The following is a 23,235-nucleotide window of genomic DNA, read 5'->3' on the forward strand; positions in this document are numbered from 1 at the left end:
TGGTGTTCAGTCGGGCACGCTGACCGTTCCGCTGCTGTAGGTGATGGCGTCGCCGTTGGCCGGGGTGCTGGCAATGGCCGGTACGTTGCTTGCCGAGATGGCGGATGCCGCACCCGCGGTGCCGCTGCGTGGCGTGGTCCGCACCACTTGGGAGGCGGGCAGGGCAGCGCCGTTCTTCAGGTGGGCGTACATCAGGTCCATGGCCTGGTTGAAGTACACGTGCAGGGGAACAAGTCGCGTGTCGTAGCCGGGTAGCGCGGCGTTGTCGATGAAGCTGTCGAAGTGCTGGGCGTTCGTTACCTCGTAGTAACGCAGCCGGCTCTTGCTGTCATCGGCTTTCTGGCTTGCACCGTAGTAGGCACGTGACGCGTGATTCACCGGGATCAGGGTGTCGGAGCGACCAGATACGATGATCGCCGGTTTGCCGTCGAGCGCACCCTTTACCTGTACTTCGGCGATGCCCTTTTGCACCCTTTCAGACTGGGCCAGCAAGGTGCCGGTCAGCTTGCTGCCGGTCACCGGATCGCTGCCGGTGACCAGAGAGCGGGCGCACAGGGCTCCGTCCAGTGCGCCGTCGGCAAGGCCGGTGGATGGCGACACCGCCAAAACATCCCGTTTGGCGCCACCGCTCGCATCGTTGTAGACCAAGTTGATTCCGCCGGTGGGCGGAACCCCGTTGCCGCTGGCAAAGATGCCGGCCTGCACCAGCGGGCTGGTGGCCGTGACATTGCCGAGCGTTGCACCGGCGGTGCCTACCGTGGTGGCAAAGCTGAAGCCGCACACGTTGTCGGTCACGCTGAAACGCCCGTAAGTGTTGAGGTAGGTGACGACGATCGACGGCGTGGCCAGGGCGTGGTGCGATGCGTGGAAGACATCGCTGGCGCTGGTCCAGCCGTAGGTGTGGAGCTTCTGCAGGGCTTCGTCGGCCTGGGCCTGGGTGGTGGTGCCGTTGAGCAGGCCCTTGGCCTTGAGGGCCGTGCAGCGGTTGGTGGCGTAGCCGGCGATGAAGGCCGCGCCAGGCGAGCCGGTGGCATCACTGGCTAGTGCGGCGCAGGGCTGGTAGAGGTTGGCGTAGGTGAAGTAGTCGAGCAGTGGCTTGCCGAGGGTGGCGACGGTGCCTGTACCCTGCTTGATGCTGACGCCGCTCATGTCTTTGGGCTGGATTTGCGGCTCGCTCACCGCCACGCCGTCGATCAGGCCGAGTTTGTCCTGTTCGGCTGCAATCAGGGCTGCGCCCGCGCCGTTCGATGCGGAAGAGGCGATCACCAGCGTATTGCCCGGGCGGATGATGCGTGGCTTCTTGCCGGAGGCATCGGCCGTGCCGTATTTTTCGTTGAGCACGTAGAAGGCGAAGCCGACGGCATCCAGGGTGTACTTGCCCCAGTCCTTTTCCGGGTTCTGGCGGGAGTGGGCGTGCTTGTAGGCGATCCGGTTCGGGAAGGTCAGGTTGAAAGCGTCGAGTTCGCTCTTCGATATGTCTGCCGCGAAGTGGGCTGTCGTGCCGGCGGCGCTGGCCGTGGCGACCGTGCCGTCGATCAGGTTGACGGTGTCGGCGGCCAGGTCGTGCATGCCGTTGCCGCTGCCCTTGTCGGAGTAGGCCACCGCGCAGCCGTGCTTGAGACCCCATTCGCCGGCCGTGCCGATGGCGCCGTAAACACCGCGGGAGCCGGACGAGGTGGCGGTGACGATGCACGGCTTGGTCTTGTCGAAGCTGTTGGGTACCTGAACCATCAGGGTAATCTTGCGCTTGCCACTGGCGTCGCTTGAATAGGCGATGGCTTCCGTGCCGGCGATCTTCCCTTCGCCGAGGGTGTCGTTGCCGCTGATGTCGATGTTCGGGCCGTACAGCGTGCCGTAGCCACCGGCCGCCTTGTTGGCGTCCACCAGGGCCCGGTAGTTGTTGTAGATGGCGTTGCGACGCAGTTCGCTGGCGGTGGGGGCGGCGGCGCTGGCGTAGGTCGGTGCTGTTGCGCTGCCGAGTCCGGTCTTGCCGAGCCCTGCAGTGAGCAGGTCGTCGCTGGTGCCGTCGTAGGTTTGTGTGGTGTAGCTGCTGGCCCAAATGCGCTCGGGCAGAACGTTGTAGGCGATGAAGGTGCCAGCCGACGGCCTGGCGTCCACCAGGCTCAGCAGGCGATCGATCTCGTCGCCATCGGTGTCAGGCGTGCCCGGGGTGAATGTTGCGCTGCGCAGGCTGGCGGGGCGTTTGCCGAGTTCGGTCTGCAGGGTGTCCAGCAGCTTGTTGTCGGCGCTGAGCAGGGTTGCGGCGCTGATGCCCATGAAGTTCGCTGAGCGGAAGGCCGCCTGCAGGTCGGCATCGGAATTTGCACCCAGGGCGAGGAGTGCGATGCTGTTGGTGGCGTTGTTGATATTGACTGGCTTGTCTGCGTCTTCCACCGTCACGAGGGCGTGCCAGATGCCCTTGTCGCCCGTCACTTGCAGCATGAGGGGGTAGGTCAGCCCGCTCACATTCAGTGCATAGTTGCCATTTGCATCCGTGGTGGCTGTCAGGGTTCTTCCGGAGGTGTCTTTGGCTGTGATGGTCTTGTTGGCTATCGCGAGCCCTTCGGCTGCGATGCCGCTGAGCTGGGAGTCATGCTTGCCATTGCCTCCGCAGGCGGTCAGGATCAGGGCGCTGCTGATGGCCAGGGTGAGGGCCCGCAGGCGAAACCGGTGTTCCATGTGTCTCCTCCTTTTATTGGTTGTGGAAGTGCTATCTGAGTAGCGGCTTCATCGCCAATATTGATCTTCGATAGCCGGAGGCGACACTGGGGTTTACGTGCATCAGGATGAAAAAACCGCCAGATGATCAGTCTGGGCTGGCGAAGGCGTTGCAGAAGCGCAATTCCTGCGGATAGGGGTAGAAGTCTTCCACGTAGCCCTTGCGGATTTTTTCCTGGGCGTCCTGCCAGAACCTGGGCTCCAGCAGGTTGCGGTGGTGCTTCAGGAAGGCCTTGCGGATCTTGGCCTGGCCGAGCAGGAAGGTGGCGAATTCTTCCGGGAAGACGTCCATCGGCCCGGCCGAATACCAGGGCTCGCTGGACATTTCAGCTTCTTCGTTGGGGGCCGGCGGAATCTTGCGAAAGTTGCAGTCGGTCATGTACTCGATCTCGTCGTAGTCGTAAAAAACCACGCGGCCATAGCGGGTAACGCCGAAATTCTTCCACAGCATGTCGCCGGGGAAGATGTTGGCGATGGCCAGCTCGCCGATGGCCTGGCCGTATTCGCGTACGGCGTTGTCCACTTGTTCGTCGGTGGCTTTGTCGAGGTAGATGTTGAGCGGCGTCATGCGGCGCTCGATGTACACATGCTTGACCACCAGCGTGTCGCCGTCCTCCTCGATGACCGACGGGGCGAGTTGCTTGAGTTGGGCGATCAGGTCGGGGTGGAAGCGGCTGCGCGGCAGGGCGACGTTGGAGAATTCCAGCGTGTCGGCCATGCGCCCGACTCGGTCCACCTGGCGCACCAGCAGGTATTTGCGCTTGACGGTGGCCCGGTCCATGTTCTTGGAGCTGCCGAATACGTCCTTGATGATCTTGAATACGTAGGGGTAGGACGGCAGTGTAAACACCAGCATCACCAGGCCGCGAATGCCCGGCGCCTCGATAAACTGGTCGTTGGAGTGGCGCAGGTGGGCGATCAGGTCGCGGAAGAAGATGGTCTTGCCCTGTTTGCCGAGGCCCAACATGGTGTACAGCTCGGAGCGCGGTTTGGTGGGCATGATGCTGCGCAGGAACTGCACGTAGCCGGAAGGCACTTCCATGTCCACCAGGAAGTAGGCGCGGGACAGGGAGAACAGCAGCGAGATGCGCCAGGTGTCGAGGAGGATGGTGTCCAGGTGCAGCATGCCCGATGCGCCATGTCGCACGGCGATCACGAAGGGCGTTTCCTGGTAGCCATTGACAGCCTTGCCGATGATGTAGGCCGTCTTGTTGCGGTAGAACGCCGAGTAAAGCACCTGGATCTGGCAGTTCACCTCCATCTTCGGCCACTCGCCCAGGTGCTTCTCGACGCTGCGCATCACGTAATCCACGTCCCGTTCCAGGTTCTCGAAGGGGCGTTGCCAGTCAAAGTCCTCGATGATCCGGCGGATGGTGGTGCGCAGGCCTTCGTCCCGGGGGTAGTAGCTGCTGTAGGTGGGCGGGAAGGACTCGATGTAGTCCGTCGAAATGGCCGGGCGGGTGAAGATGTAGGCGTTGTTGAAGTAGTCCCGGTGCAGGATCTTGGTGGTTACCGAGTTGAAGAAGGTCTCGGCCAGTTCGGGCTGCTTGTGGTTGATGAGCAGGCCGATGTAGTGCAGCTTGACGGCTTGCCAGGTGGCGTCGTCGATGGTCCCGGCGTTGAATTCCTCGTGCAGGCGCTGTACGGTTTCATTGACCCGGTCGTCGTAGAACTGCACCCGTTCGCGGACGGCTGACAGTTGCTCCTGCCATGCGGCGGCCTCGTAGCTTTCCTTGGCCCGCCGGGAGGTCTCGCGGAAAATCCGGTAGTGCTTGTTGAAGCCTTCGACCATGGCTTGGGCAATGGCCTGGATGACCGGATTTCCGTTTGTATTGGCGTCCATTTTTCCTCCCCTTGATCGGCTTGCGGAACGAAAGTCTAGCATTCGGCGTCAAGCCAAAATACACCGCGGGAGCGGGGTGGGGCCCGCGCCCGCGGTGTGCCGATCGGGCTTGCGCACTGCAGCTTTTAGCGCGCCACTATTTCAGCCATAATCAAAAAAGCCTGTTCCTGCGCCGGCAAGCTTGTCGGGTAGGGCGGGCAGCGAGTCGGTTGCGTGGGAGGCATTCTCCTCGTGGCTTTCGCCACAGCCCGACCGAAGCGCCCGTACGATACGAAACATATTCGAGGGAGTTGGAATGAGTGCTTCTCTGATCAAGGTGCCGGCTGGCGGTCAAAAAATCGTTCCTGGCCAGGCAATTCCTGACAACCCCATCATCCCCTTCATCGAGGGGGACGGCATTGGTGTTGATATCACTCCGGTGATGATCAAGGTCATCGATTCTGCAGTCGACAAGGCTTACGGCGGCAAGAAGAAAATCCACTGGATGGAAGTCTATGCCGGTGAGAAGTCCACCCAGCTGTATGGCCCGGATGAGTGGTTCCCGAAGGAAACCTTCGATGCGCTCCGGGAATACTCCGTTTCCATCAAGGGACCGATGACCACCCCGGTTGGCGGCGGGATCCGTTCCCTGAACGTGGCCCTGCGCCAGGAGCTGGATCTTTACCAGTGCGTGCGTCCGGTCCAGTACTTCAAGGGCGTGCCGTCGCCGCTCAAGCACCCTGAGCTGGTGAACATGGTGATCTTCCGCGAGAACACGGAAGACATCTACGCGGGCATCGAGTGGGCAGCCAATTCCGAAGGGGCGAAGAAAGTCGTCGAGTTTCTGCAGAAGGAAATGGGCGTCAAGAAGATCCGCTTCCCGGAAACCTCTGGCATCGGCATCAAGCCGATCTCGGTAGAAGGCACGACGCGCTTGGTGCGTGCTGCGCTCAAGTACGTTATCGCCAACGACCGCAAGTCGCTGACGATCGTGCACAAGGGCAACATCATGAAGTTCACCGAAGGCCTGTTCCGTGACACGGCTTACAAGGTCGCGCAGGAAGAGTTTGGCGCCCAGCCGATCGATGGCGGCCCGTGGTGCAAGTTCACGAACCCGAATACCGGTCGTGAAGTGATCGTCAAGGACGCCATTGCCGACGCCTTCCTGCAGCAGATCCTGCTGCGTCCGGCCGAATACGACACCATTGCGACGACCAACCTGAACGGCGACTACATTTCCGATGCGCTGGCCGCCCAGGTCGGCGGGATCGGCATTGCGCCGGGGGCCAACATCTCTGACGAGTACGCCTGTTTTGAGGCTACCCACGGTACCGCGCCGAAGTACGCCGGGCTGGACAAGGTGAACCCGGGTTCCCTGATCCTGTCGGCAGAAATGATGCTGCGCCACATGGGCTGGACCGAAGCGGCTGACCTGGTCATCAAGTCAATGGAGGCCGCCATTGGCGATAAGCAGGTCACCTATGACTTCGCCCGCCTGATGGAAGGTGCCAACGAGCTGTCGTGCTCGGACTTTGGCGATGCGATGATTGCCCGCATGTAAGAAGTGTTGGCGTGACGCCAAAACAAAAAGCCCGCGCTGCTGAGCAGTGCGGGCTTTTTTTCAGCCAGTCAGGGCGATGCCGTTGGCACCGCCCGGCCAGTCAGGATGCCTTAGGCAGCCTTCTTGGAGGACTTGGCGGGAGCAGCAGCGGAGGCGCTGACAGCCTTCACGGTGGCGCTGGTGGCGGCGGCAACGTTGGCTTCGGCGATCTCGGCGACTTGCTTGGCAGCCTTGGTCACGCTGTCGTAGGCGGAGTTGGCGGCGGCAATGGCGGACTTGACGGCAGCCACGGCCACGTCGGAACCAGCGGGAGCGGACTTGGCAGCCTTGTCCAGAGCAGCGGCGAAGGACTTGTTGGCTTCGGCCACTTGGGCTTCAACCAGCTTGGACACTTCTTCCTGGGTCTGGGAGGCGATTTCGTACACGCTGCGGGAGTAGGCAACAGCCTTCTCGACAACGGGCTGGGCCAGGGAGGTTTGCAGGGCGATCAGCTCTTGCACGTCCTTGGCAGCCAGCAGGGCCTTGGCGGAAGCAACGCTGTCTTCCAGCACGGCGCGAGCGGTGTTCAGGTTCAGGGCGGCAATGCGCTCGGCGCTGGCGAAGGCGGTGTTGGCCAGGGTCAGCAGGGTTTCGATGTTGGCTTTGTTGGCGGCAACGATTTGCTCGGGGGTGGTGGTCATGACAATCTCCTTGAGTGAATTGATAATTGCAGTCTAGAGTTTGCAATGCCCCTGATTGGTGCGTTGCAACATGAGGCTCATTATATTCACGGCAAGAGGGCTGTCAACATATTTTTGTTGCGCCGCAACAAAAATCTTTATCTGTTTTTAATCTATTTGAAAACAAAGGCTTGGTGGGGTTTTTGAGCCTTCGGTCAAAGTGCCGGATAGCCTGTCGCAAGCTGAAGATCGAGTGCTGGCGCGGGCCCCGGGGCGGGTGCCCGGCCGGTGTGGTCTGCTCGCCAGGCTGCCGTGGGCGAGCAGATCTGCTGCGCCTCAAGGGGCGGCGGCGCCATCTTTCTTCTTGGGCTGGATGGTGACTTGGACGCGTCCTTGCTGGCTCGGGATGGTGGTGGCGTTGGGGCCGTTGGTCACCAGGTAGGTTTCGGTGGCACCGTTGAACTGGATGTACTGGCCACGCACTTCGTCTTCACCGCTCTTCACGTGAGCGCGCTGGAAGAATTGGGACAGTTCGCTGCGGGCATCGTGCTCGATGCGCTCGCCTTCACCGTTCACCCATTCGTTCTTGCCTTCGCGCTTCTGGCGGAAGCGGGCCAGGCCGCCTTCGCCGCCGGTGGCAATACCGCGCTGGTAGCCTTCCATGTCCTGGCTGACCACCAGTTTGTCGCTGCGGATGGTAAGGGTGCCCTGGGTCAGGACCACGTGCCCTTCGAAGATGTGGATCTTGTTCTTGTCGTCCACCGTTACCCGGTCCGCCTCGATGTTGACGGGTTTGCTACGGTCAGCCTTTTCGGCGTGGAGCAGCGGGGCTGCGAGGGCCAGGAAGGCAAGGAGGGCTAGCTGCCGCGAGACTGGTTTCATGGTTTCGGCGTCGGGGAATTGCGATAGAGGGTGCCACGGACCTGACCTTGCAGGCGGACTTCGCCGGCGATGTTGTCGCTTTCCATGCGGTCGGCGGTAATGATCGTGCGGCCTTCGGTCAGGGTGACGGGCTTGTCGGCGCGCATCTTTTCGGTGTCCGGCCAGACAGTCATCTGGTCGGTACGCAGGGTCGATTCGGGTTTGCCGTCATGGGGCGCGCGGTGCAGGAGGACCTGCTTGGTGAGGACAACCGTTTCGCCGTCCTTGCTGACCGTGGCAAATTCCGACTCCACCCTGACGGGTTCGGGCCGGTTCAGGTAGTCGAGGCGGGGTTTGATGAGTTCGGTGGATTCATCGTCGCCGTAATGGACCATGCTGTCTGCTACCAGCACGTACTGGGTCTTGCCGGTCAGATCGAAGCGTCGCAGGGTGATTTGGTCGGCGGTGAAGTCGGCTTCGTGACGGGTTTTGTCGGTTTTTACGGTCGGACTCTGCTGGGTGGCGCGATCGAGCCAGATGCTGACCCCGGCGAGCAGGGTCAGGACGATGACCGGAAAGAGGCTGTGGGCGCGATTGTTCATGGATAGTGTCGCTGCCGGGCCGACAGGGCGCTGGGCATCAGATGACCTTGGCCAGCATCAGGTCGTGATGGTTGAGGGCGCCAACCAGGTGTCCGTCCGGGGCTGCCACCAGGAGCTGGCTGATGCGCAGCCGTTCCATCATTTCTGCTGCTTCCACGGCGAGTGCGCCGGCGTGAATGGTTTTGGGGCCGCGGCTCATTACGTCGGCCACGCGCGCAGTGGAGAAGTTGCAGCCGCTGGCAAGGGAGCGGCGCAGGTCGCCGTCGGTGTAGATGCCGACGATGCGATCGTTTGTGTCGACGATGGCCGTCATGCCCAGGCCGGCCCGGGTCATTTCCATCAGCGCATCGCCGAGAGGGGCGTCCTCCCTGACCTGCGGTACGCCTGCGCCGCTGCGCATGACGTCTTCGACGTGGGTAAGCAGGCGCCGGCCGAGGGCGCCGCCGGGGTGGGAGCGGGCAAAGTCGTCGGGGCCGAAGCCGCGGGCGTCGAGCAGGGCCACGGCGAGGGCGTCGGACAGGGCGAGGGCCGCCGTGGTGCTGGCGGTGGGGGCCAGGTTGAGCGGGCAGGCTTCTTCCTTGACCATGCCGTTCAGGTGCACGTCGGCTTCCCGCGCCAGGGGGGAGTCCGGATTGCCGGTGATGGCGATGAGGCGGGCGCCCTGACGCTTGACCAGCGGGACGATCTTGAGCAGCTCCTCGCCGGTGCCGGAATAGGATATGGCGACGAGCACGTCGTTGGCCGTGATCATGCCGAGATCGCCATGGGCGGCTTCGGCGGCGTGCACGAAATAGGCCGGTGTGCCGGTGCTGGCGAGGGTGGCGGCAAACTTGCGGCCGATGTGCCCGGACTTGCCGACGCCGGAGACGATCACCCGGCCGTGGGAGGCGAGGATCAGGTCGACGGCCTTGACGAAGGTATCGTCGAGTTGGTCGGCAAGCGCCTGGACCGCTTCGGCCTCGATCGCCAGGACGCGGCGGGCAAGGTCCAGAGTACGGGCGTGCGCAGCGGCAATCGGGGCTGAGCTCATGGGCTGGCTGGGTATAATCGGACTCGAAAGTATATCAGATCGACTATTCTGCCCGTCCGGGGCGGCTTGCCTACCTTATGGTCAATACGCTCGAGCTTGTGCTCGTTCTTCTTGCTGGTGCAGTTTTGGTGGTCGGAATTTTCCGCTCGCTGAATCTGCCGCCGGTTCTCGGTTATCTGATGGTTGGCGCAGCCGTCGGTCCGCACGCCATGAACCTGATGCCGGACACCGGGAGTGCCCGTTATCTGGCCGAGTTCGGGGTGGTGTTCCTGATGTTCACCATCGGGCTGGAGTTCTCTCTGCCGCGTCTTTACAGCATGAAGCGCATCGTCTTCGGGCTGGGGGCGATCCAGGTACTGGCGTCGGTTCTGGTGGTGATGCTGCTCGGGGCGCTGGCCGGGCTGGGCTGGGGGGCCAGTTTTGCGCTTGGTGGCACCCTGGCCATGTCGTCGACGGCGATCCTTTCCAAACTGTTGTCCGACCGCCTCGAGCTGGACTCCAAGCACGGGCGTGAAACCATCGGCGTGCTGCTGTTCCAGGATCTGGCGGTGGTGCCCTTGCTGATTCTGATCCCGGCCCTGTCCCAGCCTGCCGACGCCCTGTTCCAGACCCTGGCGGTGGCGACGGGCAAAGCGATCGTCCTGCTGGCCCTGGTACTGTTCTTTGGCCAGAAGTTGATGCGTGGCTGGTTCTTCCACGTGGCGCGCCAGCGCTCGGCCGAGTTCTTCATGCTGAACGTGCTGCTGATTACTCTGGGCCTGGCCTGGCTGACCGAGTTGGCGGGTTTGTCGATGGCGCTGGGGGCTTTTCTGGCCGGCATGCTGATCTCGGAAACCGAGTACCGCTACCACGTGGAAGAGGACATCAAGCCTTTTCGCGACGTGTTGCTGGGCCTGTTTTTCGTGACGGTCGGGATGTTTCTCGATGTGGGTCAGATCATCCTCAGCCTGCCGGCGGTGCTCGCCATGCTGGCGGCGCTGCTGGTTGGCAAGTTCCTGATTGTCGGAGGTGCATCGCGGGTGATGGGCAGTGCCCAGGGAACCGCCGCGCGAACCGGTTTGTGGCTGTGTGCTGGCGGGGAGTTCGGCTTCGTGCTGCTGTCCCAGGTCGATGCGGCGAAGCTGTTGCCGCCGGCGCTGTCCCAGGTGGTTGTCGCAGCGCTGGTATTGTCGATGCTGCTGGCGCCGCTGATCGTGCAGGCCAGCGAGAGAATCGTGTTGCGCCTGGTGCCGTCCGAATGGATGAGCCGGTCCTTGCAACTCACCAATATCGCAACCCAGTCGATGTTTGTGGACAAGCACGCCATCGTCTGTGGTTTTGGTCGTAACGGCCAGTATCTGGGGCGCTTGCTGGAGCAGGAGGGGATTACCTACATCGCCCTCGACCTGGATCCGGAGCGGGTGCGCGAGGCGGCGGCGGCTGGCGAAACAGTGGTCTTTGGTGATGCGGCCAAGCGGGAAACGCTGATTGCTGCCGGGATATCCCGTGCGTCGGTGGTGGTGATCACCTATGCAGACACCGAGGCCGCGCTGCGGGCCATGAGTCAGGTTCGCGCCTGCCGTCCGGACGTGCCGGTGGTGGTGCGCACGGCGGACGAGGTCGACCTGGAACGCCTGCAGGCGGCCGGTGCGGCGGAGGTGGTGCCGGAGGCGGTGGAGTCTTCGCTGATGCTGGCATCTCATGCTCTGGCCCTGCTCGGGGTGCCCTTGCCGCGCATTCTCAAACGCATCCGCGAAATTCGCGCCGAGCGTTACCACCTGCTGCGCGGCATTTACCGGGGCGGTGAGCGTGTTCATGAAGAGGCCCTCGAAGAGCGCCAGCAGACCCGCCTGCATTCCGTGGTGATGGCGGCTGGCACCCACGCCATTGGACGCACTCTGGCCGGTCTGCGCATGAAAGAGCTCGGCGTGGAAGTGATTGCCGTGCGCCGGCAGCGCATTCGTGTGGTCGATCCGACACCGGATACGCTGCTGGAACTGGACGATGTGCTGGTTCTGCTGGGCACACCATCCCAACTGGCGAATGCCGAGACACGCCTGTTCAAAGGCTTGTAGGCTGGCTTTGCTGTTCGCTCAGTAGGCGGCGCAAACCGTGTAGATACCGCTGTCGGTGAGGTCTGCCTGGGCGATGGCGGTACCGCTACCCGCGCCATTGGCGAGCAGGCGGACTGCGCCACTGGCAGCCAGGCCGTCATCCATGGTGATGTCGATCTGGCGGGCAAAGACGCCGGAGAGATTGTCCTGGCAGATGAAGAAGGTGCCGCTCCAGCCGCTCACCGGGCTGCTGCCGGTTACGCCGATTCGGCCTCCCGCCGCATTGCGGGGTAGCCATTCGAGGATGTTTACATCGGTGCTGGCCGGGCTGCGTCCGTCGCCGGTTGCCAGGTTGGCGAGCCGGACGTGCTGCCAGAGCAGCACGGTTTCGTCGGTTGCCGTGGTGGAGTTCCAGTGTCCTTCGATTCTGCCGTTGCCTGCGCTGCCGCCGGTCGTGGCCCTGATTGCGCCGGTCAGCCGGTTGGCTACGCCCGGGTCGTCGCCGGGCATGGCGCGAAAGCGATCCTGATAACCGAAGACATAGGTGGAAACGCTGCGAAAGTCGCTGATGATGCTCTTCACCTTGGCGCTGTTGATCAGCTCCTGCCCCTTGAGAACACCGCCGAGCAGCAGCCCGATGATGACCAGGACGACGGCGATTTCCACCAGAGTGAAGCCTTGCTGCCGGTTCTTCATGAGTTGTCCCCTTTTACACCGGCCCGGGTCGGTGCGTTCGATGTATGTCGAACGGGAATCTTAATTCATTTGGAATTGTTTGTGCCGCTCATGCGGCTTTCGGTGTGTGGCGACGGCGGGGGACCGCCAGAATGCGTGGATTGCGCAGGCGATAGACCGGCACATAGCCCTTGCCCTTGAGAAAAAGGAGTATCGGCTTGGCGAAGACGAAGGCACCGCGCAGGCGTTCGAACATGCGGCCGTCGCACTGGATCATGCCCGGTTCGCCTTCTGTGCATAGGCGGTGAGCCAGATTGACGGTATCTCCCCACAGGTCGTAAATGAACTTGCCCCGCCCGACGACACCGGCCACCACCGGGCCGGAGGCGATGCCGATGCGCAGTTCAAGGTGCAGGCCATCGGTGAATTGGTGGTCGCGCAGGGCGGCCTGCATGTCGATGGCCAGGGCCGCCATGGCGGCATGGGCTTCGGTCGGATGGGCGTACAGGCCGCCGGCCACCATGTAACCGTCACCGATGGTCTTGATACGCTCCAGCCCCCGCTGTTCGGTGAGCTCGTCGAAGCGGCAGAAGATCCGGTTGAGCATCTCGAAAACCTTGGGCGGCGGCATGTCGCTGGCGATGCGCGTGTAGTCGACGATGTCGGCGAACATCACCACCACTTCCGGGTGGCCGTCGGCGAGGGTGCCGGTATGGTCCTTGAGGCGGGCGGCGATCGGTGCGGGGAGGATGCTGAGCAGGAGGCGCTCCGAGCGTTCCTGTTCCAGATGCAACTGTCGGTGGGCGTCGGCGAGGCGTTCGCGGGTCTTGCCGCGCTGGCTTACTGCAAAGCGCAGTAGCGGGTAGAGCACCGAGGCAACCAGCACGATATGGACCGTGGTGAATGCCGGGTCAGCGGCCTGGGGCACGATGCCAGCCGAAACCGCACTCAGCAGCAGAAAGGCCAGGAACCAGGGGGTGGACTCCACTGCACCGATGGTCAGCAGGGCCGCAGCTGGAGCGAGTAGCGCCCACAAGCCCAGCCCCGATGTGAAGGGTGTGGGCCCCAGAGTCCATTGGGTAACGAAGGGAAAGGCGAGGAGCAGGCCGAGCTGCAGGAATCGATAAGCGCCAAAGTGGCGGTGGCGGGCAAAGAGGGCGTAATTCGTGATGACCAGTGCCGGAATGGCTGCCATGCCCGGCGGCACCCTGCCGCTAAAATGCCACCAGATGGCCAGCCACAGCAGCGTGCTCAGCGTGAACAGGCAAGCGAGCAGATTGAGAAGGCTTTTCCGGAGTTGCATCTCCTCGTCGTCTTGCGGGAGCAGTCCGGCATGAAGGAGGGGCTGGAAGGGCGAGGTGGCCTGGGTGGCCGGCATTGAGCGTCCTGCAGTGAATAGACCGTGACAAGTGTCACGCTTGCAGGAGCGGAGGGTCAAGGATCACACCGCTGCGAACTGTGCCAGCTTGTGTCCTCAGGGCAGGCGGCCGACGGTGATCAGGTGATGGGCGATGAGGTTGGGTGACAGCCAGGTGATCCGGTCGTCGAAGGCGCCGCCGCTGGCGCCGGAGTTCTCGGACAGGGGCCGGCTGTAGAACTGCCTGCCGTCGCCGCTGGCGTTCCTGGCTTCGTCGGTGCTGGCTGGCGGGGCGAGGAGGACGTTGCCGTCCTGATCGATGGCGCCGAAGCCGTTGCTTCCGTGGGAGAGGATCACTACGGGTGTCTTACCGCCTTCGGTGGTCAGCTTGAGTTCGGCGCCGTCCAGGTTGCGGGTCACGATTTCGATGTCACCATCGTCTGTGCCGGTGATCTTGCTGGTGTATTTCAGGGTGGCGGCGTAGCGCAAGCGATGGGCCCAGCCGTCTACGCCGTGAATGCCGAGGGTGGCCCAGGGCAGCAGGCCGACAGTTTTTTTGCAGGTGCCGGCATCCCGGTCTTCGGTGCCGTCGGTGGCGCTTTTCGCGGGGCAGGGAAAGAATCCCTTGCGCACCACGTAGCCGAGCAGCGCGTCGCGGGCTTCATCCAGCGCTTCGTCAGTGGCAGTCTCGGCGCGGCGGGTTACATGGCGCGACAGGCCGACGGTGAGGCTGCCGGCCAGCAGGGTCAGAATCAGCAGCACCACGGCCATTTCGACGAGGGTGAAGCCGGTGTGGGAGGGGCTGGTTTTCATGGCGCGGCGTTAAGGCAGAGGGCAACGTCGGCGGATGCGGTGTTTGTGCGGGTTGCGAAGGGCAGGGCGATGCTGGCCGGCAATCCGCTCACCTGGCCGGTGGCAAGTGCTGCGAGGGTGGCGGGTTCGAGGTATTGCTCGGTGGACTTCCGTTCTTCGGCGTTGGTCCGGCGCTGGGGTGTGCTGCCGTTGAGGCGCTCGCCGCCGAAGAGGAGGGCGCCGGCGCATTTGTTGCTGGTGCCCGTGAGGCAGTCCGTGCCATCGATGCATCGGGCGTAGCGCATCATTTCGCCCCAGTTGCCGGTGGCGTCACGCAGGGTGTCCTTGTTGCAGGGGCCGCTGATCCGGTCGAGGGCCGGCAGGCGGCCGATTTCGACAGCGCCGCTGGGGATGGGCTCGACGGGGCGTGGAAGGCGGGCCGTTTGCAGGCAGTCGGCGGTGGCTTGCAGGACGGTTTGCAGGTGAGGTGCGTAAGTGTCGCGGCTTTTGAGTTGCCGGTAGATGTCGCCCCCGGTGATGGCCGCGATCCGGTCGTTGCTGTCGGGCGTGTCACTGCGGACGTCGATGATGCCGGTGCCGGAGACGGCACCGAGGGATTCCACGTAGTGCTGGATGTGGCGGGCTTCCTGGTCTCCGCCGCAGCGTCCGGGGCCGGGTGCCCGCTCCTGGCCGGCCAGCGGGGGGCCGGCAGCGATGACGATGGCGACGGCAAGGCCTTCCTGATCTCCCGGCAGAACTAGGGCTTGTTTGCTACCGTCGAGCAGGCGGAAACTGCCGCTGCTGTCCCAATTGACCACGCTCGCCTTCGGGTTGTTCTTGAAGCTGCCCGATATGGCATACCAAAGGCACTCGCCGGCACCGTCCCGCAGGTCAGGCAAGTTGAGGGTGAGATAAGGCAGCCTGCCAATGCTGGGCTGATCCTTGCTGCCGCAGGTTTCCGACGATCCATCTCCGTTCAGGTCGGGGCAGGGCAGGTAGCCGAAGTCGGCGTTGGGGTGTTCCTTGTTGCGATAGGTGGTGGCAAAGCCGATGAGGGCATCCCGGGCGATGAGCAGTGCCCTGGCTGTGCGCGTCTCCTGTGCGAGTTCACGGGCGGCCCGGTCGGCGGCGCTGTCCTGCCGGGCGAGCAGCCAGCCAAGTCCGCCAAGGGATAGCAGGATGGCGAAGGCAGGGAGGAGCATGCCGCGCTGCGGGGCGATGCGCCGGGGGCTGTCCATCAGCGGGTAGGGGATTCAGGCGGCTGGTTGCCGACCCGCAGATGGTGGATACGTCCGTCGCTGCCGATGATGCGGGCAGTGCCTTCGTGCATGTGGATTTGCTGCGGATCGGCCGGGACGGCCTTGCCGTTGAGGAAGACGCTGGGGGCGCCGGCACTGCGGGTGATGATGCCGTCCAGGCTGGGCGGTGGCTGGGCGGGACGCTCTTCCTGCTGGCGGCGATTGATTTGCGTGCGTTCGGCGGGGCTGAAGAAGAGCCGTCCGAGTGGCTTGGTCGCGCTGCCGAAGGCGGGGAGTGCGAGGAGGATGGAAAGCAGAAAGGCCGCTTTTCGTGTCGAGTGCATAGGCATGTCGATACGAATTTAGCATAAATCGGGCGGCCCTGCAGGAGGCGCTTTCAGGTGGCCGCGATGACCCGGTTCTTGCCTGAGCGCTTGGCGATGTACATGGCCTTGTCAGCCCGGTCGAGGGCTTCTTCCGGTGCTTCGCCGTCGTGCATTTCGGCAACGCCGGCGCTGAAGGTGATGAGCAGTTTCTGCTGGCGGGTCAGGAAGAAGCGTTTGGTGAGGGCCCGTTGCAGGCGGACCATGGTGGCGACAGCGCTGTCGAGGAGGGTGTCGGGCAGCAGGACGACGAACTCCTCGCCGCCATAGCGGGCGACGGAATCCTGCGGGCGGACGTTCTCGCGGACCACATCGACGAGGTGCTGGAGCGCCTCGTCACCGGTCTGGTGCCCGTGGTTGTCGTTGATCTGCTTGAAATTGTCCACGTCCAGCAGGCCCACGCAGAGGGCTGTGCCACGGCGGCGGGCGAGGGCTGTTTCGCGGGTCAGGGCTTCGTCGAGGCCTTTGCGGTTGAGTACGCCTGTTAGCGGATCGTGGCGGATGAGTTCGCTGGTCTGTTCGAGTTCGACCTGCAGGCGGGTGATTTCGGAGTTGGCGTCATGCACGCGGGTGCGCAGCTCTTCCAGTTCACTGCGCGAGCGCCGGGTGGTTTCCTGCACCGTGCGGGTTTCGCGCATGACTTCGGCAATCACGTCGGTGAGCTGGGTGATGTCCTGGGCGGAGGAAATACGCTCGGCGCATTGTTCGATCTTGTCGTGGTACTCGCCGGTGGATTCCGTGAAGTCGCCCAGGCGATCGACGAAGCGGGCGAGCATGTCCTTGAGGCGGGTCTGGGCATCGTTGAGTTCGATCTTGATGGCGCCTTGCCGCTGGATAACGTCGCGCAGGCGGTTTTCCAGCTCGCCGAGGATGCGAACATCCAGCGGATGGTCGAACATTTCACCCATCAGGGCGATCTGACCATGCAGCCAGCGGTCGTCGACGACGAGTTCGCTGATGTTTTCGAGAATGAGTTGCAGGACGCGCTGCAGGGCGTCGCGCACGGCATGCTGGTCTTCGGCAGACCACTCAAGGCGCGCGCGCAGTTTGTCGAGACGCTGACGAACAAGCTCGGGGGCGAGGGCGGGGCCTTGCCGGATCATGCCGGCGAGCTCACCGGCTTCGTTCGCCAGATCCGGTTCGGTGAGTTTGGCCTGTGCGGCGATGCCATCGAGCAGACCAGCCAGTAGCTCCGTGCAAAGAGGACTCGTCGTGTCGCTGGGTGTGGGGGCGAAGGTTTGGACTGCTTCGGCGCTGTCGGCCGCCTCGTTTCCAGGCAGATCCTCGTCGGAATTGCGTGACCAGGCGCGGAGCAGGCCCTGCATGCGTTCGAAGAGCTTTTCCGGGTTGCCGCCGGAGGCGGTGAGGACCCGGTCGAGCATTTCCCGCTTGCGGGCCTGGGTCAGGCCGGCCTGGCGTCGATCCCACTCGGAGACGAGGTCGCGCAGCAGGTTGCCCCAGTTGAGGTTCGTTTCCTCGGTGCGGGAGAAGGCGTCGGCCATGACCGCCCGCAGTGCCGGCCATTCGGCCTGGGAGATCGCGCTTTCGAATTCTCGGGCGAGTCGCAGGGATTCGCGATTGTGCCTGGGCAGGGCTGCGGCGATCTGCTTGAAGGCGCGTTCGGGGAAGACCTCTTCAGCCAGGGACCCGGCTATCTCATGGTAAAGCGCCCGGTAGTTGTCCGGCGTCGGTGCAATCCGACGCATGGCCAGCTGACGAAGGGTTTCGCGGGCTACGTCCGAGGGTTGGCTGGTGTCGGTCATTTTGGGACGGCGTGGGGGAGTAGGGCGTTGAATCATCCTGCATCCTGCTGCAGCGCTCTGGTGGACGGGCCCATATTCAGTCCATTCGGGAATCCTCAATCATAACGGCTGCGCCGGTCTGCCCTTGAGGCTCAGGGCATGAGCGAAATGAAAAAAATGATTCCCGGCCGATGGCTTTGGCTTCGGGCTACTCGGCCAGGCCGTGCTTGAGTCCGTAGTGGGTGAGTTCCGCGTTGTTGCGCAGATTCATTTTTTCCAGCAGGCGGGCCCGGTAGACGCTGACAGTCTTGACGCTCAGGTTGAGGGCTTCGGCGATCTCTGTCGGGGTCTTGCCCGAGGCGATCATGCACAGGGTCTGGTATTCCCGGTCGGAGAGCTTCTCGTGGGCTGGGCGCTCGCTGTCGTCGCCGATGGCGTTGGCCAGTTCTTCGGCGAGGGACGGGCTGACGTATTTTTTGCCACTGGCCACCTGGCGGATGGCTGTCACCAGCAGCTCCGGCGCACTCTGCTTGGTGAGGTAGCCGGCTGCGCCGGCCTTGAGGGCACGGATGGCGTATTGCTCTTCGGGGTACATGCTGAGGATCAGCACCGGCAGGCGTGGAAACTCTTTCTTGATGAGCTTGAGGGCATCGATGCCGTTGCGGTCGGGCATGGAGACGTCCATCAGGACCACGTCCCACTCGCCGGTCCGCACCATGTTGACGGCCTGGACGCCGTTTTCGGCTTCGCCAGCCACAGTCAGGTCGGGTGTGTCGGAAAGTATCTGGCGCAGCCCCTGGCGGACGATCGCGTGATCGTCGGCAATCAGTACGCGAATGGGCTTGCTCATCGTGGGTGACTCCAGTTGTCGTTCGGGTGCTCTTCGGCGTGAGCCGGCCGGAGGGGCGAATGCAGGATCAGCCGCATTCCGCTGGGTTCTACAGGGCTCAGGTCGAGGCGTCCGCCCAGGCTGCTCAGCCGCTCTCGAATGCCGCGCAAGCCGAAGGAGCGTGGTTTTTGCAGATCGGAGACGCCCAGGCCGCAGCCGTTGTCGGCGATTTCGAGGACGACTTCGTCACCTTCCTGCATCAGGCGCACATTCACTGCGGTCGCCCTGGCGTGTTTGCTGACATTGGTCAGGGCTTCCTGGAAAACCCGGAAAAATGCCAGGGCCGTGTCGTAGTCCGGGTCGAGGTCGTGGTCGGTACAAAGAATGTTACAGGCTATGCCGGTACGCTGGGCGAAGTCCTCGCCCTGGGATTCGATGGCCGCGGCAAGGCCGAAATCCTTGAGGATGCCTGGACGCAGTTCGCGGGTCACGCGGCCGACAGTGGCGATGGCGTCGTCCACCATGCGCCCCACGTTACGGGTCCGGTCACGGGCCTGTATCGGATCGCTCTCGAGTTTCGATTCCAGCAGCGACATCTCGAACTTCATGGCCACCAGGGTGCCACCGAGTACGTCGTGCACATCCCGGGCGATCCGCTCCCGCTCGTCTTCCTTGATGCGCTGCAGGTGGTTGGACAGGGCGGCGAGCTGGCTGCGGGACTCGCGCAGGTCAGCTTCCACGCGCTTGCTGTGGGTGATGTTCCACATCACGCCTTCCCACACCACTTCGTTGGCTTCCGAGAGCCGCGGCGAGCTGCGCAGGTTGATCCACTTCTGCTCGCCTGTGGGCAACTGGATGCGTCCTTCCCAGTTGAGGGTGCTCAGGTTGTCGGCCGACAGGGCGGCGGCGTCGACGAAGCCGGGCAGGTCGTCATCGAGCAGCCAGGTCATCCAGCCCGCCGAGCTGCCGGTGAGTTCCTCGGCAGAGATGCCGAAAAGCATCGTAGCCGCTTCGCTCAGGTACTGGAAGCCGAGCATGCCGTCCGTCGAGTAGCCCATCTGGAAGACCACACCGGGAATGTTGTCGGTGAGCGCACGCAGGCGGGCTTCGCTCTGGCGCAGGGTCTGTTCTGCGAAGCGTTTTTCGCGGCGGTTGCAGACTTCCCGCAGCTCCCGTTCCACGGCTGGCACCAGGCGATCGAGCTTGTTTTTGCTGAGGTAGTCATGGGCCCCGGCGCGCATGGCGGCGATGGCGTCGTCTTCCTGCATCACGCCGGAGACGATGATGAACGGCAGGTCGAGGGCGAGTTCCTGGGTCAGGCGCAGGGCCGCCTGGGCGCTGAAGCCGGGAAGGTTGTGATCGCACAGGATCAAGTCCCAGCGCTCCTGCTCCAGTGCGTTGCGCATGTCCACTTCGGAGGCCACCTGCCGGTAGATCGGCGCGTAGCCGGCATTGCGGAAGCGCTGCAGGAGCAGTAGCACATCGTTCTCCGAATCCTCAATGAAAAGCAGGCGGATGGGCGGTTTTGGAGAGTTGCTCACGTCTTTCAGGGGGCCGTCCGGCTTGAGGGCGGTGAACATGGACACTCCATATGCTGCGTAAAGGGATTGATTTGTTTATAATCCGGCTCCTGCTTCAATCTGAGCCGTTTTCAAGGATAGAGCAGGCCAGCCTTTCCCGTCCATGCATTGCCGGTTTTACGGCATGCAAAACGGTGCAGGCAGGTTGTGAATCATGCCGGTGTAGCTCAGTTGGTAGAGCAGCGCACTTGTAATGCGAAGGTCGAGGGTTCGATTCCTTTCTCCGGCACCAAGAATTTCAAGCACTTAGGCCAGTCCGCGAGGGTTGGCCTTTTTGCTGGGCTATCACCGGGCTAGCGTCAGGGGCTGCAGCGGTCGAATTGGCAGCTTTTCGCATGCATCCCCGTCGCGCAGGTTCGACCATGCCCTGATCGCTAGAACACATTGGCTTCGCGTGCTGGGTTTGCGTTGCCGTGGCTGGCTTTCGATACAACCACAACCGCTTCTCAAGCTGCAGGCGGCCTCAAATATGCTCAACGTCAGTCGTACGCTCCGCGCAGTTCTGTTCTTGCTTGTGGCCGGGCAGGCTTCTGCCAACGATCACGGGGACGGCGGCGGTGGTGGCAGCGACCTCGTTACGCTGGAAACCATCACGACCAATCTCGCTCGGGAGGAGGGGGGAGGAAGCAGGTTCATCCAGATAGCCATCTCCCTCAGGTTGTCCGACCCGCTGGGGGCCGCAGCCATCAACGCGTACATGCCTCAAGTGCGAAACGACATCCTGCTCCTGCTGTCCTCCTATACCGGCACTGCCCTCATGGTCACCCAGGCGCGCAAAGATCTGGCGGAGGAGGTGAAGGACGCTGTGAATGGAATTGTCGGTACGCCTGCCAAAACTGACAAGAAGGGCCATCGGGCGCCCGCCGACGGCCCCGTCAAGCATGCGCTGTTCACCTCGTTCATTGTTCAGTGATGGAGGCGTGGCTCTTTGGGGTTTAGGTGTCGCCGATGCTGCGCTGACGTGTAAGCAGCCACCCGGGAGCGACTGACGCGGGCCAGCCTCTGAAGGGCCTCGTTCGCAGAAACGGCACCCAATCGGAATGAACTACTTCATAGCCCGCAATATCCGCGTGCCTTAGGATTGCGGCTCCTGTTCTTCCCTGATGAATCTATGGGCCCGATCTCCGAGCCGTCCAGAATCAGCCAATGGCGTGCCACCACCGCCACAGGTGAAACCGAAGTCTTCAACCTCAAGATAATCGCCGAGGACTGGGCGGGCACCGGCGGCACGGTCGAAGCCGTGAATGCTGCCGACCAGAAGCTACCCGCAGAATCGCAAACGCCTACCCCATGAACGAGAACCCCGGCGCGTGGCAGGGGCTGGTGGTGAGTCGCTTTACTGAGGCCGTGCGTGCCCGCTGGGCGGTGGCAGGATGTCCGACAGGGGCAAACCCTGCGCCCAGGCGTGAATTTCGGTCAGGAGCCAGCCTATCCGGTTGGTCGATGTCTTCCGAGGCGCCGGGAAGGTGCCCTTCAGCACCTGCGCGGCGATGTTGGACGGGGACAGGCCGACGATTGTGCAGGTGGTGTCCCGGTCAACGATGACAGGATCGATGTGCACCACCCGGCTGACCCGCAGTGTTCCGCCGCTGGGCGTGCAGTTGGGGACTTTCTTCGGCCGTCCCATCTCAGGTGCCCCCGGGTGCGTGGGCGGTCGCCTGGCGGCCACCAACGGCAAGCAGTTCATCGACAAGCGCTACGGCCTCCCGGGCGAGAGCCTGGCAGGCTGCCTGTGTAGGGGCCTCCCCGTCAAGAAACTGATCGATCCGCGACACGAGCGATTTACGCCGCTGCTGGAGGTCCGCCAGGTCGCCAAGGATATCCGCAAGGGGTGGGAGTTCTGCGCGATTCTCCCAGTCGTCAGCACGGCCGAGGAGGTAATCGGCCGACACTCCGTAGGTCCGTGCAGCATCGGCGAGCAACTGGGGGGTGATTCCCTTGGGGTGGCTCGGATGCTCGGCGCTGGTCAAACGGGACGGGCTTTTGATGCCCAGCCGCCGCGCGGCCTCGTCCGTGCTCAGGCACGCAATATCGCGGGCGGATTTCAAGCGCTGGCCGACGATGCAGGGCGCTACGGGTGGTCTTTTGCTCATGGTGGTGTCCTTCTAGATTCGGGTGTTTCGGGCCTGCTGTGCGCCCAGTTACAGGCGCACAGCTCCATCCGGTGGGTGTCAGGCGGCAGCCTTAAGAATCCCCCGGCGCACAAGCGAGGCGGTCGCCTTCGCCCGATTCTTTTCCTTGAGCGGCAGGCGCGACCAGGCTTCAAGCCGGACCGATGCGCGAATCATGGTGTCGCCATACCAGTTATTCCAGGCCACGGCCGGGTCGCCCTCGGCATTGACCGCGATCACGATGCCCGTTTCGCTTTCGTCGAGGTCGGACACATGGTCGCCGATGCGCAGCGGCTCGGTTTCAGCGTCGAAAGCAGTCGAAGTCGGCTGTGCCAGGTGTCCCGCGCCGATAGCCGCCTGTGCGCTCTTGGCCAGGCTTTCCACGGCGGCGAGCATGTTGCTCGTCAGGGCCTCCAGTTCCTCGCGGCTGTAGTTGATGATGGCCGCGGACATCATCCCGTCGGTGGCCAGGCCCTTGAGCGTGTCCAGGGCTTCGGCTGCGGTCATCGGGGAGATAGCGGTGGTGGTGATCGTGGTCATGGTCAGGCGCTCCAGGAAAATGAAAGGCGATAGGCTGCTACGGGACCGGCGAGCCGGCGGACAACGCGGTACAGGGAAAGGGCGAGGCGAGCGCGGCCAGGACGGCGCGCAGTGCGATCAGCGGCGGCAAGGGCCTGCTGTGCGGCTTCGATCAGCGGGGCCGGCAGGAAGCTATCGGCGCTGGTCGGACGCACGGGCGGGTAATCCATCGTCTCGGTGACGATGGCGCGCAGGGCGGTAACTGGTGACGGTGCAGCAGGACGGGCACGGCCGATGCGGCGATGCGGGCCGCGGGCAAGGGCGGGGCTGTATTTCGGGCGTGCGGTGGTCCGGCAGAGTGCGGGCGCACTGGGGGCGTGGGTTGCCATGGTGATGCTCCTAAGCTGCGGTTTGTATCTCCGCTTCCCAGCTGCCAAGCTGGGTGAGCGGAACCGTGCGGGTTGGCAGACCGGGCATAGGAACCGGCAGGGTTTCCCCTCCCGCACGGCCCCGCCCATTGAGGCGTCACCATGCGACGGACGTAAAAAAACCGCTTGAGGGCGGTTGTCCGCCTATGCATCCAGGCTGCCAAGCCTGTGTCCCCGTTGTTTGCGGCGACGTGTGAATCATGCGCCCGGGATTGGCTGGCCGTCAAGCGTTGTTTGGACGGCAATGTCCTTTTTGTTGCTTCGGGAACGACGCCCCCGGGGTGGCGAATGAAGC

The 23,235-nt window shown here is 63.3% G+C and carries 22 protein-coding genes and 1 tRNA gene; 5 read left to right on the forward strand and 18 right to left on the reverse strand.

What is annotated here, in order from left to right; translation table 11 throughout:
- Positions 1 to 6: 6 nt before the first annotated feature.
- Both ETQ85_RS04450 and aceK read right to left on the reverse strand, forming a co-directional pair.
- Positions 7 to 2,679 carry a D-(-)-3-hydroxybutyrate oligomer hydrolase gene (locus ETQ85_RS04450; protein ID WP_222862052.1) on the reverse strand — a complete coding sequence of 891 codons (2,673 nt, stop codon included), beginning with the start codon at positions 2,677 to 2,679 and terminating at the stop codon, positions 7 to 9.
- Between the two features lie 127 nt (positions 2,680 to 2,806).
- Entirely contained in the window at positions 2,807 to 4,561 is a 1,755-nt protein-coding gene (aceK, locus tag ETQ85_RS04455; protein ID WP_148577844.1) for a bifunctional isocitrate dehydrogenase kinase/phosphatase, read from the reverse strand.
- Between the two features lie 295 nt (positions 4,562 to 4,856).
- Between aceK and icd the strand changes: the two genes are divergently transcribed.
- Positions 4,857 to 6,101: an NADP-dependent isocitrate dehydrogenase gene (gene icd, locus ETQ85_RS04460; protein WP_148577845.1), complete on the forward strand. Its 1,245-nt coding sequence runs from the start codon at positions 4,857 to 4,859 to the stop codon at positions 6,099 to 6,101.
- A gap of 110 nt (positions 6,102 to 6,211) precedes the next feature.
- Here the strand turns inward: icd and ETQ85_RS04465 are convergent, their stop codons facing one another.
- The 4 genes from ETQ85_RS04465 to ETQ85_RS04480 all read right to left on the reverse strand — a co-directional run bounded on the left by ETQ85_RS04465 (position 6,212) and on the right by ETQ85_RS04480 (position 9,253).
- Positions 6,212 to 6,781 carry a phasin family protein gene (locus tag ETQ85_RS04465; protein WP_148577846.1) on the reverse strand — a complete coding sequence of 190 codons (570 nt, stop codon included), beginning with the start codon at positions 6,779 to 6,781 and terminating at the stop codon, positions 6,212 to 6,214.
- 315 nt (positions 6,782 to 7,096) lie between these two features.
- Positions 7,097 to 7,642 (reverse strand): lipopolysaccharide transport periplasmic protein LptA, encoded by a 546-nt coding sequence (lptA, locus tag ETQ85_RS04470; RefSeq protein WP_148577847.1) that lies wholly within the window; start codon positions 7,640 to 7,642, stop codon positions 7,097 to 7,099.
- Positions 7,639 to 8,223: an LPS export ABC transporter periplasmic protein LptC gene (gene lptC / locus ETQ85_RS04475; protein WP_148577848.1), complete on the reverse strand. Its 585-nt coding sequence runs from the start codon at positions 8,221 to 8,223 to the stop codon at positions 7,639 to 7,641. The genes lptA and lptC overlap by 4 nt, the downstream gene beginning before the upstream one ends.
- A gap of 37 nt (positions 8,224 to 8,260) precedes the next feature.
- Positions 8,261 to 9,253 (reverse strand): KpsF/GutQ family sugar-phosphate isomerase, encoded by a 993-nt coding sequence (locus ETQ85_RS04480; RefSeq protein WP_148577849.1) that lies wholly within the window; start codon positions 9,251 to 9,253, stop codon positions 8,261 to 8,263.
- 77 nt (positions 9,254 to 9,330) lie between these two features.
- Between ETQ85_RS04480 and ETQ85_RS04485 the strand changes: the two genes are divergently transcribed.
- Positions 9,331 to 11,307: a monovalent cation:proton antiporter family protein gene (locus tag ETQ85_RS04485; RefSeq protein ID WP_148577850.1), complete on the forward strand. Its 1,977-nt coding sequence runs from the start codon at positions 9,331 to 9,333 to the stop codon at positions 11,305 to 11,307.
- A gap of 18 nt (positions 11,308 to 11,325) precedes the next feature.
- Here ETQ85_RS04485 and ETQ85_RS04490 read toward each other — a convergent pair whose 3' ends face one another.
- From ETQ85_RS04490 to ETQ85_RS04525, 8 genes are all read right to left on the reverse strand, one after another.
- Positions 11,326 to 11,982: a prepilin-type N-terminal cleavage/methylation domain-containing protein gene (locus ETQ85_RS04490; protein ID WP_148577851.1), complete on the reverse strand. Its 657-nt coding sequence runs from the start codon at positions 11,980 to 11,982 to the stop codon at positions 11,326 to 11,328.
- An 88-nt stretch (positions 11,983 to 12,070) separates the two neighbouring features.
- Complete coding sequence (locus ETQ85_RS04495) at positions 12,071 to 13,339, reverse strand: adenylate/guanylate cyclase domain-containing protein (protein WP_148577852.1); 1,269 nt, start codon at positions 13,337 to 13,339, stop codon at positions 12,071 to 12,073.
- 96 nt (positions 13,340 to 13,435) lie between these two features.
- Positions 13,436 to 14,131, reverse strand: coding sequence for a type II secretion system protein (locus ETQ85_RS04500; protein ID WP_148577853.1), 696 nt, complete (start codon positions 14,129 to 14,131; stop codon positions 13,436 to 13,438).
- Complete coding sequence (locus tag ETQ85_RS04505) at positions 14,128 to 15,348, reverse strand: hypothetical protein (RefSeq protein WP_148577854.1); 1,221 nt, start codon at positions 15,346 to 15,348, stop codon at positions 14,128 to 14,130. The genes ETQ85_RS04500 and ETQ85_RS04505 overlap by 4 nt, the downstream gene beginning before the upstream one ends.
- The gene (locus ETQ85_RS04510) at positions 15,348 to 15,692 is read right to left on the reverse strand and encodes a hypothetical protein (RefSeq protein ID WP_148577855.1); all 345 of its coding nucleotides are present in this window, start codon (positions 15,690 to 15,692) and stop codon (positions 15,348 to 15,350) included. The genes ETQ85_RS04505 and ETQ85_RS04510 overlap by 1 nt, the downstream gene beginning before the upstream one ends.
- A gap of 53 nt (positions 15,693 to 15,745) precedes the next feature.
- Positions 15,746 to 17,494 (reverse strand): GGDEF domain-containing protein, encoded by a 1,749-nt coding sequence (locus ETQ85_RS04515; RefSeq protein WP_187394577.1) that lies wholly within the window; start codon positions 17,492 to 17,494, stop codon positions 15,746 to 15,748.
- Between the two features lie 187 nt (positions 17,495 to 17,681).
- Positions 17,682 to 18,323 (reverse strand): response regulator, encoded by a 642-nt coding sequence (locus tag ETQ85_RS04520; protein WP_148577857.1) that lies wholly within the window; start codon positions 18,321 to 18,323, stop codon positions 17,682 to 17,684.
- Positions 18,320 to 19,882: a hybrid sensor histidine kinase/response regulator gene (locus ETQ85_RS04525; protein WP_148577858.1), complete on the reverse strand. Its 1,563-nt coding sequence runs from the start codon at positions 19,880 to 19,882 to the stop codon at positions 18,320 to 18,322. The genes ETQ85_RS04520 and ETQ85_RS04525 overlap by 4 nt, the downstream gene beginning before the upstream one ends.
- Positions 19,883 to 20,038: 156 nt before the next feature.
- On the opposite strand from ETQ85_RS04525, the gene ETQ85_RS04530 reads away from it, so the two are divergent.
- The 3 genes from ETQ85_RS04530 to ETQ85_RS04540 all read left to right on the forward strand — a co-directional run bounded on the left by ETQ85_RS04530 (position 20,039) and on the right by ETQ85_RS04540 (position 21,176).
- Positions 20,039 to 20,114, forward strand: a tRNA-Thr gene (locus tag ETQ85_RS04530).
- 237 nt (positions 20,115 to 20,351) lie between these two features.
- Positions 20,352 to 20,795 (forward strand): flagellar basal body-associated FliL family protein, encoded by a 444-nt coding sequence (locus ETQ85_RS04535; RefSeq protein WP_148577859.1) that lies wholly within the window; start codon positions 20,352 to 20,354, stop codon positions 20,793 to 20,795.
- A 168-nt stretch (positions 20,796 to 20,963) separates the two neighbouring features.
- Positions 20,964 to 21,176 carry a hypothetical protein gene (locus tag ETQ85_RS04540; protein WP_222862053.1) on the forward strand — a complete coding sequence of 71 codons (213 nt, stop codon included), beginning with the start codon at positions 20,964 to 20,966 and terminating at the stop codon, positions 21,174 to 21,176.
- Between the two features lie 42 nt (positions 21,177 to 21,218).
- Here the strand turns inward: ETQ85_RS04540 and ETQ85_RS04545 are convergent, their stop codons facing one another.
- The 4 genes from ETQ85_RS04545 to ETQ85_RS04560 all read right to left on the reverse strand — a co-directional run bounded on the left by ETQ85_RS04545 (position 21,219) and on the right by ETQ85_RS04560 (position 22,901).
- Positions 21,219 to 21,509: a helix-turn-helix transcriptional regulator gene (locus ETQ85_RS04545; protein WP_187394578.1), complete on the reverse strand. Its 291-nt coding sequence runs from the start codon at positions 21,507 to 21,509 to the stop codon at positions 21,219 to 21,221.
- A gap of 1 nt (position 21,510) precedes the next feature.
- On the reverse strand, positions 21,511 to 21,975 hold the full coding sequence (locus ETQ85_RS04550; protein ID WP_148577862.1) for a helix-turn-helix domain-containing protein: 465 nt from the start codon (positions 21,973 to 21,975) through the stop codon (positions 21,511 to 21,513).
- Between the two features lie 78 nt (positions 21,976 to 22,053).
- A complete protein-coding gene (locus tag ETQ85_RS04555; protein WP_148577863.1) occupies positions 22,054 to 22,533 on the reverse strand; it encodes a hypothetical protein in 480 nt (159 codons plus the stop codon).
- Between the two features lie 2 nt (positions 22,534 to 22,535).
- On the reverse strand, positions 22,536 to 22,901 hold the full coding sequence (locus ETQ85_RS04560) for a hypothetical protein (RefSeq protein ID WP_148577864.1): 366 nt from the start codon (positions 22,899 to 22,901) through the stop codon (positions 22,536 to 22,538).
- Positions 22,902 to 23,235: the final 334 nt, after the last annotated feature.

The sequence above is a fragment of the Zoogloea oleivorans genome (assembly GCF_008107625.1).
Lineage (GTDB): Bacteria > Pseudomonadota > Gammaproteobacteria > Burkholderiales > Rhodocyclaceae > Zoogloea > Zoogloea oleivorans.

What these genes read in the sequence shown, in the direction of transcription:
- ETQ85_RS04450 (WP_222862052.1), bottom strand. Translation starts at nt 2,679, where the DNA reads ATGGAACACCGGTTTCGCCTGCGGGCCCTCACCCTGGCCATCAGCAGC.
- aceK (WP_148577844.1), bottom strand. Translation starts at nt 4,561, where the DNA reads ATGGACGCCAATACAAACGGAAATCCGGTCATCCAGGCCATTGCCCAA.
- icd (WP_148577845.1), top strand. Translation starts at nt 4,857, where the DNA reads ATGAGTGCTTCTCTGATCAAGGTGCCGGCTGGCGGTCAAAAAATCGTT.
- ETQ85_RS04465 (WP_148577846.1), bottom strand. Translation starts at nt 6,781, where the DNA reads ATGACCACCACCCCCGAGCAAATCGTTGCCGCCAACAAAGCCAACATC.
- lptA (WP_148577847.1), bottom strand. Translation starts at nt 7,642, where the DNA reads ATGAAACCAGTCTCGCGGCAGCTAGCCCTCCTTGCCTTCCTGGCCCTC.
- lptC (WP_148577848.1), bottom strand. Translation starts at nt 8,223, where the DNA reads ATGAACAATCGCGCCCACAGCCTCTTTCCGGTCATCGTCCTGACCCTG.
- ETQ85_RS04480 (WP_148577849.1), bottom strand. Translation starts at nt 9,253, where the DNA reads ATGAGCTCAGCCCCGATTGCCGCTGCGCACGCCCGTACTCTGGACCTT.
- ETQ85_RS04485 (WP_148577850.1), top strand. Translation starts at nt 9,331, where the DNA reads ATGGTCAATACGCTCGAGCTTGTGCTCGTTCTTCTTGCTGGTGCAGTT.
- ETQ85_RS04490 (WP_148577851.1), bottom strand. Translation starts at nt 11,982, where the DNA reads ATGAAGAACCGGCAGCAAGGCTTCACTCTGGTGGAAATCGCCGTCGTC.
- ETQ85_RS04495 (WP_148577852.1), bottom strand. Translation starts at nt 13,339, where the DNA reads ATGCCGGCCACCCAGGCCACCTCGCCCTTCCAGCCCCTCCTTCATGCC.
- ETQ85_RS04500 (WP_148577853.1), bottom strand. Translation starts at nt 14,131, where the DNA reads ATGAAAACCAGCCCCTCCCACACCGGCTTCACCCTCGTCGAAATGGCC.
- ETQ85_RS04505 (WP_148577854.1), bottom strand. Translation starts at nt 15,348, where the DNA reads ATGGACAGCCCCCGGCGCATCGCCCCGCAGCGCGGCATGCTCCTCCCT.
- ETQ85_RS04510 (WP_148577855.1), bottom strand. Translation starts at nt 15,692, where the DNA reads ATGCACTCGACACGAAAAGCGGCCTTTCTGCTTTCCATCCTCCTCGCA.
- ETQ85_RS04515 (WP_187394577.1), bottom strand. Translation starts at nt 17,494, where the DNA reads ATGACCGACACCAGCCAACCCTCGGACGTAGCCCGCGAAACCCTTCGT.
- ETQ85_RS04520 (WP_148577857.1), bottom strand. Translation starts at nt 18,323, where the DNA reads ATGAGCAAGCCCATTCGCGTACTGATTGCCGACGATCACGCGATCGTC.
- ETQ85_RS04525 (WP_148577858.1), bottom strand. Translation starts at nt 19,882, where the DNA reads ATGTTCACCGCCCTCAAGCCGGACGGCCCCCTGAAAGACGTGAGCAAC.
- ETQ85_RS04535 (WP_148577859.1), top strand. Translation starts at nt 20,352, where the DNA reads ATGCTCAACGTCAGTCGTACGCTCCGCGCAGTTCTGTTCTTGCTTGTG.
- ETQ85_RS04545 (WP_187394578.1), bottom strand. Translation starts at nt 21,509, where the DNA reads ATGGGACGGCCGAAGAAAGTCCCCAACTGCACGCCCAGCGGCGGAACA.
- ETQ85_RS04550 (WP_148577862.1), bottom strand. Translation starts at nt 21,975, where the DNA reads ATGAGCAAAAGACCACCCGTAGCGCCCTGCATCGTCGGCCAGCGCTTG.
- ETQ85_RS04555 (WP_148577863.1), bottom strand. Translation starts at nt 22,533, where the DNA reads ATGACCACGATCACCACCACCGCTATCTCCCCGATGACCGCAGCCGAA.
- ETQ85_RS04560 (WP_148577864.1), bottom strand. Translation starts at nt 22,901, where the DNA reads ATGGCAACCCACGCCCCCAGTGCGCCCGCACTCTGCCGGACCACCGCA.